The sequence below is a fragment of the Janthinobacterium sp. CG_23.4 genome, from assembly GCF_029892305.1.
GTDB lineage: Bacteria > Pseudomonadota > Gammaproteobacteria > Burkholderiales > Burkholderiaceae_D > Janthinobacterium > Janthinobacterium lividum_D.
In genome coordinates this window covers 1,936,394-1,947,468 of the sequence record NZ_JARXUX010000001.1, presented here as the reverse complement: position 1 = coordinate 1,947,468, position 11,075 = coordinate 1,936,394, and the positions used below count along the sequence as shown (strand labels likewise).

Below are 11,075 nucleotides of genomic sequence, written 5' to 3'. Positions count from 1 at the left end.
CTGCGGCCGGGTAGCCACAGACGTCAAACGCCTATTATCGCCGCTGCCTGCGTCAAGGGGCGTCGCTGGCGATAAATTGGCGTGAAATTTGTTGCGCCACCTGCGCCAGCGCCGGCTCCAGCGCCGTCAGCAGGGCGCGCGCCTGCTGCAGGTCGCCGCCCGAGCGCAAGCCTTCGATCGACAGGCACAGGCTGGCAAAAGCATGGGCACCCACGGCCAGCGCCGACGACCTGCTGCGGTGTCCCAGGTCGGCCAGGCGGCCCAGGTCTTCCAGCGCCATGGCCTGCTCCATTTCGGCGATGCCGTCGCGCGCCGTATCGAGAAACAGCTGGGTGTATTTGCGCATCTTCACTGCGTCATTGCTGAACGTCAGCGCCAGGGTGGCCAGGTCGAGGATGGCGGTGCCGTGCAATGCCGGCGAAGCGGCCGATGGCGGCGCCTTCGGTGCTGCTGCCAGCCAGTCGCCCGCGTGCGCGCGGCCCATGCTGCCCATGCTGCCGATGCCACCGCGCAGGCGGAACCATTTTGCCAACACGTGAAACAGCAGATTCGGGGCGATCGGCTTGGTCACGAATTCATCCATGCCCGCCGCCAGGCAGCGGGCACGGTCTTCGCTTCCCGCATTGGCTGTCATGGCGATCACCAGCAGGCCGCTGAGCTTGGGGTCGGCGCGGATGCGGCGCGTCGCCTCGAAGCCGTCCATCAGCGGCATCTGCACGTCCATCAGCACACAGTCGTAGCGCTGGTGGGCCAGCAATTCCAGTGCTTCGCGGCCATTGCAGGCGACGCAGACAGTGGCGCCGGCATCTGCCAGCAATTCGCAGCCCACCTGTTGGCTGAAGACGTTATCTTCCACCAGCAGGATCGATGCGCCGCGGATCACGCCCAATACGTCGGGCGCCACTTCGGCGCTGCGCTCATCGCCCGCTTGCGCGCTTTTCTCCAGGCGCGCCGTGAACCAGAAGGTGCTGCCCTGACCCGGCTCGCTGTACACCCCCACAGTGCCGCCCATCAGTTCAACGAGCTGCTTGCTGATGACCAGCCCCAGGCCGCTGCCGCCATACTTGCGCGTGGTCGAGGGGTCGGCCTGGTGGAAAGAGCGGAACAGTTGCGCCACCTCTTCCTGTTTCATGCCTATACCCCAATCCTGCACCTCGAAGCGCAGCATGGCGTGGCTGCCGTGCTCTTCTGACTGGCGCACGCGCACGTAGATGCTGCCATTGTCGGAAAACTTGATGGCGTTGCTGGCCAGGTTCAACAAGACCTGCTCGAGTCGCAGCGGATCGCCACGCCAGCGCTGCGCCAGCTCGGGTGCGATATCGAACTGCAGCACCAAGCCCTTGACGACGGCCGCATCACCGAGCTGGCTGGCGATATTTTCCAGCAGCGTGTCGAGACGAAAGTCCAGCACTTCCAGTTCCAGCTTGCCCGCCTCGATCTTCGAAAAATCGAGGATGTCGTTGATCAGGCCCAGCAAATGCTGGCTTGAATGGAAGATTTTTTGCAGATAATCGCGCTGGCGCGCATCGGCCACCGATTTCAGCGCCAGATGCGCCATGCCGATGATGCTGTTCATCGGCGTGCGAATTTCATGGCTCATATTTGACAGGAAGTCGCTCTTGGCCTGGCTGGCAGCGTCGGCCTGTTCCTTCAGGCGGTGCAGTTCCGTCACGTCGGTGGACAGACCGATGAGGCCAGTCACGGGACCGGGCAAGCCCAGCGGTACCTTCACGCTCCACAACTGATGCACCTGGCCCTGCGCATCGACGAAGCGCTCTTCGCCGACGAACTTGACGCCGCTGTCAAAAACCTGGCGCTCGGTCAACTGCGCAGCGGCGGCCGCCTCGCCAAGCATCAACTCGTCATCCTGGCGGCCGAGCAACTGCTTCGCCGAGCGGCCCAGTATCTTTGCCGCGCGCGCATTCACATAGCGGTAGCGCAGGTCGGCATCCTTCATGTAGACATAGGCATCGACGCTATCGAGCACCGTATCGAGCAAGGTGCGCTGCGCCACCGCCGTGCGGCGCGAACGGTACAGGGTAAAGATGTAGCCATAAATGAGCAGCGTGCCGGCCACGCCGACGGCCAGCGCCAGCGACGGAAAATAGCGGTCAAAGCCGCTATACAGCTGCGCCTTGCGCACGCGAAAATGGGCTTTCCATACACCGCCCTGGTACAGCACGGGCAGCACCTGGTCGAAGTAATCGGCGTCGCTACCCGGTTGCGGTGGCGCCGCCGCCAGATCGCCGTCATCGTTGAACAGCAGGCGGTCCTGCGGCGTAATGCGCCATATGCCATCGGCAGGGCGCGCTTCGGCCGCGCTGTACAAGATCAGGTGCAACGGTTCCACAGTGCTGCGTTCGAGCGCGCTGTGCACCAGTTGCGCCACGCCGAAGCCGATGCCCACCGACCCCTGGTAGGCGGCGCGGCGCTCGGCCACGGTGCCTTGCGCCATGCCGTTGCGGTACACGGGCAGGCGCATGCCCAGGCCGACGTGGGCGGGCGGTCCCTTGATCATGATGACCTGCCCCGAGGCGCTCACTTCGCCACTGTCGCGCGACTGCTGCAGGGCTTTCGCCACCAGTGGGTTGGCGCCGATATCGACACCCATGCGTTCGGCCAGCAGCGGATCGGGTTCCAGGTAAGTCAGTACCGTGTAGTGCGGCCGCTCGCCTGACGGACGGATGGTGAAATCGGAATAGCCGCGCGGCGCCAGGCTGGTGTCACGGCGCACGTCGGCGACATAGGCTTCGCGCTGCGCCGACGTCAGCGCCACCGCATAATTGACCGATTCGATGGCGGGAAACTGGTGCGCGACATCCAGGCCCGCCACGTAATCGTGGAACTGGCGGCGCGTCAGTTGCTCGCTGGTACGAAACAGCGCTTCCAGACCGCGCAGCAGATCTGCATAGCTTTTTACCCGCGTGGCCAGGCTGTGCTGGGCGCCGTAGGTGATGTTGTCGAAACGCTGTTCGGCATCGTCATTGACCGTGCGCGCCGCGCCCGCGTACAGGGCGCCGCCCACCAGCAATGCCAGCAGCAACCCACCTAGCCATATCCTCACGCATGCTGCCGCCCCGCCCTGGCTCAAATTGTGCATCGTCGATCGCTTATTCCGGTTCCTCAAGTACGGACGCGAACGCCCGCACGGTTAATAAGAGGATACTATCAAAGCTGTTGCACCTCCAATCGGCAGCGTAAATATAGCTGCGCAATCGGTCAGACTGTGCGCGATCTGCAATGACTAAACATTGAGCCATTGCAGTGGGCAAGCAGCGCAGCTGCCGGATTTACTTCAGCGTCGGCATGGCAAACTCGGCGCCGGCGGCTGTCGATGCGGGCCAGCGCTGCGTGACAGCCTTCTGTTTCGTGTAGAAACGCACCGATTCCGGGCCATGCGCGTGGTGGTCGCCGAACAGGCTGCGCTTCCAGCCGCCGAAGCTGTGGAAAGCCATCGGCACGGGGATCGGTACATTCACGCCAACCATCCCCACCTGCACGCGGTGCGTGTATTCGCGCGCCGTGTTGCCGTCACGCGTATAAATGGCCGTGCCATTGCCGTATTCATGGGCGTTGACCAGCTCCAGCGCCGTCGTGAAATCGGGCACGCGCACGATGCACAGCACGGGGCCGAAGATTTCTTCCTTGTAGATCGTCATCTCCGGCGTGACGTGATCGAACAGGCTGCCACCAAGGAAAAAGCCGTTTTCATGGCCGGGCAAGACGAAACCGCGTCCGTCGGCCACCAGTGTGGCGCCTTCTTTCACGCCCGTGGCGATGTAGCCGGCAATCTTGTCCTTGTGCACTTGCGTCACCACGGGCCCCATTTCCGCAGACAAATCCATGCCTTGCGTGATTTTCAAGGCCGCGATGCGCGGCACCAGCGCTTCGACCAACTGGTCGGCCACATTGCCCACCGCCACGACGACAGAAATAGCCATGCAGCGCTCGCCTGCCGAACCGAAGGCGGCGCCCATCAGGGCATCGACCGTCTGCGCGATATCTGCGTCGGGCATGACGACCATGTGGTTTTTCGCGCCCCCGAGCGCTTGCACGCGCTTGCCCTGCGCGCAGCCGGTGGCGTAAATATACTCGGCGATCGGCGTGGAGCCGACAAAGCTGATGGCGCGCACGTCCCGGTGATGCAGCAAACCATCGACCGCTTCCTTGTCGCCTTGCACCACGTTGAAGACGCCATCGGGCAACCCCGCGTCCGTCAGCAGTTGCGCCAGCAGCAGGCTGGCCGAAGGGTCGCGCTCCGATGGTTTCAAGACAAAGGTGTTGCCGCATGCAATCGCCATCGGGAACATCCACATCGGCACCATCACGGGGAAGTTGAAGGGCGTGATGCCGACGCAGACACCGAGCGCCTGGCGGATGGACCAGGCGTCGATGCCACCGGCCACTTGTTGCGAGTATTCGCCCTTCATCATTTGCGGAATGCCGCAGGCAAACTCCACCACTTCGATGCCGCGCGTCACCTCCCCTCTGGCATCCGTAAACACCTTGCCGTGCTCGGCTGTGATCAGCGCCGCCAATTGGTCGGCATGTTCTTCCAGTAACTCTTTGAACTTGAACATGACGCGCGCACGGCGCAGGGGCGAAGTTTGCGACCAGGCGGGAAAGGCCGCGTGGGCGGCGGCCACGGCCGCGTTCAGCTCGGCGGCAGTTGCCAGCGACACCTGGGCCGTGACCGCACCCGTGGCGGGATTGAAGACCTCGCTCGTGCGCTCGGAGCGCGAAGCCATCGGGTTGCCACCAATAAAGTGGTCTATCTTTTGCGTTGTCATCTTGACTCCCTATTATGTACTCTGCATCAGCCACGCATGGGCCGGATCGTTTTTAAAATGCCATACGCGTTTCGGACCGGCCATCACGTTCAGGTAATAGCCGTCATAGCCGTACGGCACGGTAACGGGGTGGTAACCGCGCGGCACCATCACCACGTCATGGTTTTCCACGGCCATGGCTTCATCGATGGAACGGTCATCCGTGTAGACTCTTTGATACGCAAAGCCCTGCTCCGGATTGAGGCGGTGGTAATACGTTTCCTCCAGCGAACTTTCCAGCGGCACATTGTCGCTGTCGTGCTTGTGCGGCGGATAGCTCGACGAATGGCCCGAGGGCGTGATCACCTCGACGACCAGCAAGCCATCGGCCTCGGCCGTTTGCGGCAGGATGTCGCATACATAGCGGGTGTTGGCGCCCTTGCCGCGTACAGAGCGCGTCATGCTCGATGGGTCGATCAGCCGTGCCGGGCGGTGGGTCGTGGCCGGCGCGCTGCACAGGGCCACTTCGGCAGCGCTCACGGCAGTGATGCAGACCTGTGTTTCCAACGGGACGTACACGGCATACGGCGAGCGGTCTTCGAAGACGCTGGCACGATTACCGATGGCTTCCCAGCGCTGTTCGCCCGCCTGCACAGTGAGCGTGCCGGTCAGCACGACGATGCACAGCTCACGCTTGCCCGTGTCCAGCTTCACGGCCTCGCCAGCGGCCAGACGGTGGGCGGCAAAGCCAACATGCGTCCAGCCGGCCGATGCGGGCGTGACCTCGACGATGATGGAGCCGGGCCTGGCCTTGAGCAACAGCTGGCTCATGCTGCCTCCCGGCCCAGGCGGGGAATCGCGTCGACGAGGTGCGCCAGGTAATCGTGGCCCATCTTGGCATACTGATAACTGGGTGCGACGGCCGGGTCTTGCTCTGCCTCCACCACCAGCCAGCCCGCATAGCCGTGCAGATACAAACGCGTCAGGATCGCCGGAAAGTCGATGCAGCCGTCGCCAGGCACACTGAAAGCACCATTGATGACGGCTTGCAGGAAACTCCAGTGGCCATTGCGCGCCAGTTTCACCACATTCGGGCGCACATCCTTGCAATGCACGTGACAAATCCTGTCGATATGTTGATTTAAGACGACAAGCGCGTCGCCGCCGGCAAACGTGATATGGCCCGTATCAAACAGCAAGCCTACTTGCGGCCCCGTCAAGGCCATCAGTTGATCCACGTCGGCAGGCGTTTCCACATAGGCGCCCATGTGATGGTGATACGCCAGACGCACGCCGTGCGCCAGCAAGTGGGCGGCAAAGGCCGTCAATTTGTCCGCATAAGCCTGCCATTGCAGCTGATTCTGGAAACGCGGGCGTTTGTACAGCGGGCGCGCTTCGCCCTGAATGGCGTCGGCCACTTCGCCATACACCATGACAGTGGCGCCGCTGTCGGCAAGCAGGCGTAAATGCGGGCCAACAGCGGCGATCTCTTCTTCGACGCTGCGCTGCGCCAGGCGACCCGAATACCAGCCGGAAACGCAGGCCAGATTATATTTTCCCAGCACGGCGCTCAAGGTCGGCGCATCTTTCGGAAACTTGTTACCCAGCTCAAAACCCACATAGCCGATCTCGGCGCCCTCCTTCAGCGCTGTCTCCAGGGGCGTTTCGCCACCCAGGCTGGGCAAATCGTCGTTCATCCACGAGATCGGATTGATGCCGATCCTGACATTCCATGTCTTCATTTTTTTTGTCCTTGGCAATCAGTTTCATAACGTGCGCGCGCAAGCTGCACGCCGGGCTGGGTGGACACTTCGGGCACGGCCACTTGCCACCAGCAACCGCCTTCTTGCGTCGTGCGCGTGGCGTCCGTATCGATGCAGATCAGGTAGGTGCGCACAGCTGCTCGGGCCCGCAGCATCGCTTGCTCCAGCTCGGCGATACTAGCCACATGTTCGCTCAGCGCGCCCAGCGAACGCGCATGCAGGGCGAAGTCGACCACGGGTGCGCTATCGGGCAACATATTGTTGAACGAGGCATTGCCGCAGGCCTGTTGCAGGCGGTTGATGCAGCCGTAGCCACGGTTGTCGAGCACAACAATAATCAGTTTTTTGTCCAGCATGACGGAGGTGGCAATTTCCGAATTCATCATCAGGTAACTGCCATCGCCCAGCATGACGATCACCTCGGCAGCCGGTTTCGCCATCTTCACGCCGAGGCCGCCGGCGATTTCATAGCCCATGCATGAATAGCCGTATTCCATGTGGTAGCCACCGGGCGTGCTGGTACGCCACAGTTTATGCAGTTCGGCCGGCAAGGTGCCTGCCGCGCAGACGACGATGTCGCCGCTGGCGGAGTGCTGAGATGAACGCTGCACGGCGCCGATGACTTCGCCGTCATACGGCAAGCCGGCCCCCTCGAGCGGGCGCGTGATGCAAGTTACTGTCTCGCGCCACGCCTGCCCTGCCTGCTGCGCCCGGTCCAGCCAGTGCCCTGCGCTGTTCCAGCTACCCAGCAGCGGCGACAGTGCCTGTAAGCCAAGTGTCGCGTCCGCCTGCAAGCCCAGGCCACGGCGTTTCAAGGCATCAAAACTGTTGACGTTTAGGCTCAGCAATTGCGCCTGCGCAAACAGCGAGTTCGACCCCGTCGTAAAGTCCTGCAGGCGCGTGCCGATGGCCAGCACCACGTCCGCGTCTGCCGCCAGGCTGTTGGCGGCAGGCGACCCTGTCACGCCGATGGCGCCCAGTTGCAGCCGATGATCCCACGGCAAGGCACTCTTGCCCGCCTGGGTTTCCGCCACGGGGATGCCGTGGCGTTCGGCAAATGCCTGCAAGGCGGCGCTGGCCTTGCCGTACAACACGCCGCCGCCAGCGACGATCAGCGGCTGTTTCGCATTTTTCAACAGCTGGGCCGCGTCTTCCAATTCCTGCTCTACGGGCGGCACGGCGCGAAAACGCACGATGCGCGGCGCGAAAAAGTCGGCCGGATAGTCATATGCCATCGTTTGCACGTCTTGCGGCAAAGACAAAGTCACGGGACCGCAGGCGGCCGCGTCAGTCAAGGCGGCAATGGCGCGTGGCAAGGCCGTCAGCAACTGCTCCGGGTAGACGATGCGGTCGAAATAGCGCGACAGCGGCTTGAACGCATCATTGACCGAGACGCTGCCATCGGTGCCATCTTCCAGCTGCTGCAACACCGGGTCCGGCGCGCGCGAGACGAACACGTCGCCCGGCAACAGCAGCACGGGCAAGCGATTAACGTGCGCCAGCGCGGCGGCCGTCAGCAAGTTCGTCGCGCCCGGACCGATGGAACTGGTGACGGCCATCATGCGCCGGCGCATGTGGGCTTTCGCATAGGCAATAGCCGAGTGCGCCATCGCCTGTTCGTTGTGCGCACGGTAGGTGGGAAAGCTGTCGCGATACTGGTACAGCGCTTCACCCAGGCCTGCCACGTTGCCGTGACCAAAGATGGCAAAAGCGCCGCCGAACAGGGGCGCGCCATCCTCGGTGCGCAATACCGACAGATAGCGCACCAGCGCCTGCGCCATGGTCAACCGAATAGTGGCGCTCATGGCGCACGCTCCAGGCGCTTGCGTGAGCCTTGCCATAAGCTAATGAGGAGCTCGAAGTTGGCACGCACTGCGGCGATCAGGCCCGCGTCGTCGAGCTCTCCGGCCAGCCAGTGGCGGCTCGGTTCCTGGAAGATCGTGCGGCCCACCATGAAACCGCGGCAGGTGGTGCTGGCACTGGCTTGTTCAAAACTGGCGGCAAGTTTTTCGATCGGAGCATTCAAGCCCAGCAGGACGACGCCACGACAATATGGATCGCGCTCGTGCACCAGGGCATCGATGGCTTGCCATTGCGCAGCCGACATGCTTTCCAGCTTCCACCATTCCGGATAGACACCCAGGTTGTACAGGCGCTTGACGGCGCGCAAGACGGTATCATCGTTGTGCGCCAAGGCATGCGATGGTATGACTTCCAGCAACAGTTCGTGACCGCTCAATTGCGCCGCGTCATACAGGGCCTTGATCTGCGCTTCCTGTTCCAGTCGGTTTTCCACGGCATCGTCCGGGTGCAGCTGCACCAGGCATTTGATCACATGCTCCTTGGGCCAGCTGAGCAAGTGCGAACCGATGGAGCGGCCCCAGTCAAATTGCAGCGGGTTCGAGCCCGGCAATTCCACCGGACGGCCTATCCACCAGCCGCGTCCCGTCGCATCGTTGAGCGCATCAACGCCATAGCGGCCATCGATCAGCACGCCCGTCTTGCCGGACAACTGCAATGCCGTTTGCGTTTGCGCCACGGCTTGCACCATCAATTGCTTCAAGGCCGAGATGCGCGCTTCGGATGCCCCCGTTTGTTGCGCCAGCTCGAAAAATTGCGTACGGTGGTCAAACGCAAACACGCACAATTGATCCCATTGCTGGCGCGCCACCGTCGTGCGATGCAAGCGCGACAAGGTAGCGTCCTGGTCCGGCTGCGTGAGTTGTGCCGCATTGGCCAGGAAATAGTCGAGTTCTACCGGCGACGGCATGGCTGGCGCGCAACCGTGGCGCGATACGACCAGGGCGCCGCAGCCATTGGCATAGCGGCAGCACGCTGCATAATCCTCGCCGCGCAGCCAGCCCTTCAAGAAGCCGGAGAGGAAAGCGTCGCCCGCGCCCAGCACGTTCAGCACGTCCACGCGCACGCCACGGTAGTTATATGCCGCATCCAGGCTTTGCGGTACCACGCTGTCGATGACGGCGCTGCCCAGCGGACCGCGCTTGACGACCAGCGTGGCCAGGGTGGCGGCGCGCACGGCGCGCAGCGACGCCATGATGTCGGCGCCACCGCCGGCGATCATGAATTCCTCTTCCGTACCGACGATCAGGTCGAACTGCGGCAAGATCGCCTGCAGGTGGCCGGTCACGCCGTCGTTCGAGACGAAACGCGTTTCGCCATCAGCCTTGCCGGAGAGTCCCCACAGCACGGGCCGGTAATCGATGTCGAGTACGGTGCGCACATGATTGGCGCGGGCCAGCTTGAGCGCCTGCGTGCTGACGGCGTGCATGGCACTGCTGGAAAAATGCGTGCCGGTGATCAGGAGCGCTTTGCTGGAGGCAATGAAGGCCACATCCACCGAGGACGCTTCGATAGCCATGTCGGCGCAATTTTCCCGGTAAAAAATCAGCGGGAAAGTATTTTTATCCTTGATGCCCAGCATGACGAGGGCCGTCAGGCGGTCGCGGTCTATGCCCACATGACTGACGTCGCAGCCCTCTTTCGACAAGGTATCGGTGAGGAAACGCCCCATGTGATCGTCGCCCACTTTCGACAGCATGGCAGACTTCAAGCCCAGGCGCGCCGTGCCGAAGGCGATGTTCGCCGATGAGCCGCCCAAGTACTTGGCGAAACTCGTCGCGTCTTCCAGCGCGCTGCCGATCTGCTGCGCGTATAGGTCTACCGCCAGGCGGCCCAGGCAAATCACGTCCAGGGCGCGGCCCTGGGCAAATTGTGTCGGGTTATTCATGCTTATCCTTAAATCGTGACACCGTCGAGTTCAGCCATCAGCGTTTGCATTTCCGCACCGCCCGCCATCATGTCGAGTACTTCATCCTTGGAAACGGTTTCCTTAGTGTAAGTACCGAGCGACTTGCCCCGGTTCAAGAGGGTGAACGAGTCGCCCACGGGATAGGCATGGTGCACATTATGGGTAATAAAAATCACGGACAAGCCCCGCTCGCGCGCCTTGTAAATCAGCTTGAGCACATTGAACGACTGTTTCACGCCCAGCGCGGCCGTCGGCTCGTCGAGGATCAACACGCGCGCGCCGAAGTGGATGGCGCGGGCAATGGCCAGGCATTGCCGCTCGCCGCCCGACATGGTGCCGACGGCCTGGTGCGGGTCGCGCACCATGATGCCCATCTCGGCCAGCTTGTCGCGCGCCGTGGTGGCCGCGTATTCCATATCCATCACGGGCAGCACGCCAAACATTTTCTTGATCGGTTCGCGGCCCATGAAGAAGTTGCGCGCCACGGACAGCAAGGGCACCAGCGCCAGGTCCTGATACACGGTGGCCACGCCCAGGTCGAGCGCCTCTTTCGGCGAATTGAAGCTGACGCTCTTGCCGTCGACCAGATAGTCGCCACTGCTTGGCCGGTGCACGCCGGCCAGGGTCTTGATCAGGGTCGACTTGCCGGCGCCGTTGTCGCCCAGCAGGCAATGCACTTCGCCCGGCTTCAAACGCAGGGTGACGTTTTGCAAGGCGATGACGGAGCCGAAACGTTTGCTGATATTTTCCAGCGCAAGGATGTATGGGCTCATG

Annotated in this window: 7 protein-coding genes; all 7 read right to left on the bottom strand. The window is 62.5% G+C overall.

Annotation, left to right across the window (positions count from 1 at the left end):
* Positions 1–52 precede the first annotated feature (52 nt).
* On the bottom strand, positions 53–3,100 hold the full coding sequence (locus H4V96_RS08855) for a CHASE domain-containing protein (RefSeq protein ID WP_196855496.1): 3,048 nt from the start codon (positions 3,098–3,100) through the stop codon (positions 53–55).
* Between the two features lie 190 nt (positions 3,101–3,290).
* On the bottom strand, positions 3,291–4,790 hold the full coding sequence (locus H4V96_RS08850) for a CoA-acylating methylmalonate-semialdehyde dehydrogenase (protein ID WP_196855497.1): 1,500 nt from the start codon (positions 4,788–4,790) through the stop codon (positions 3,291–3,293).
* A 12-nt stretch (positions 4,791–4,802) separates the two neighbouring features.
* Positions 4,803–5,600 (bottom strand): 5-deoxy-glucuronate isomerase, encoded by a 798-nt coding sequence (gene iolB / locus H4V96_RS08845; protein ID WP_280720873.1) that lies wholly within the window; start codon positions 5,598–5,600, stop codon positions 4,803–4,805.
* Positions 5,597–6,511 carry a myo-inosose-2 dehydratase gene (iolE, locus tag H4V96_RS08840; protein ID WP_196855499.1) on the bottom strand — a complete coding sequence of 305 codons (915 nt, stop codon included), beginning with the start codon at positions 6,509–6,511 and terminating at the stop codon, positions 5,597–5,599. Before iolE ends, iolB begins: the two co-directional genes overlap by 4 nt.
* Positions 6,508–8,373, bottom strand: a complete 1,866-nt coding sequence (gene iolD / locus H4V96_RS08835; RefSeq protein ID WP_280720872.1) for a 3D-(3,5/4)-trihydroxycyclohexane-1,2-dione acylhydrolase (decyclizing) — start codon at positions 8,371–8,373, stop codon at positions 6,508–6,510. The genes iolE and iolD overlap by 4 nt, the downstream gene beginning before the upstream one ends.
* Positions 8,334–10,280, bottom strand: coding sequence for a 5-dehydro-2-deoxygluconokinase (gene iolC / locus H4V96_RS08830; protein WP_196855500.1), 1,947 nt, complete (start codon positions 10,278–10,280; stop codon positions 8,334–8,336). The genes iolD and iolC overlap by 40 nt, the downstream gene beginning before the upstream one ends.
* Positions 10,281–10,288: 8 nt before the next feature.
* Positions 10,289–11,074, bottom strand: coding sequence for an ATP-binding cassette domain-containing protein (locus H4V96_RS08825; protein WP_070347157.1), 786 nt, complete (start codon positions 11,072–11,074; stop codon positions 10,289–10,291).
* Between the last annotated feature and the right edge of the window lies 1 nt (position 11,075).

Excerpts from the sequence above, each read along its gene's own strand:
- H4V96_RS08855 (WP_196855496.1), bottom strand. The coding sequence starts at position 3,100 with ATGCACAATTTGAGCCAGGGCGGGGCGGCAGCATGCGTGAGGATATGG.
- H4V96_RS08850 (WP_196855497.1), bottom strand. The coding sequence starts at position 4,790 with ATGACAACGCAAAAGATAGACCACTTTATTGGTGGCAACCCGATGGCT.
- iolB (WP_280720873.1), bottom strand. The coding sequence starts at position 5,600 with ATGAGCCAGCTGTTGCTCAAGGCCAGGCCCGGCTCCATCATCGTCGAG.
- iolE (WP_196855499.1), bottom strand. The coding sequence starts at position 6,511 with ATGAAGACATGGAATGTCAGGATCGGCATCAATCCGATCTCGTGGATG.
- iolD (WP_280720872.1), bottom strand. The coding sequence starts at position 8,373 with ATGGCAAGGCTCACGCAAGCGCCTGGAGCGTGCGCCATGAGCGCCACT.
- iolC (WP_196855500.1), bottom strand. The coding sequence starts at position 10,280 with ATGAATAACCCGACACAATTTGCCCAGGGCCGCGCCCTGGACGTGATT.
- H4V96_RS08825 (WP_070347157.1), bottom strand. The coding sequence starts at position 11,074 with ATGAGCCCATACATCCTTGCGCTGGAAAATATCAGCAAACGTTTCGGC.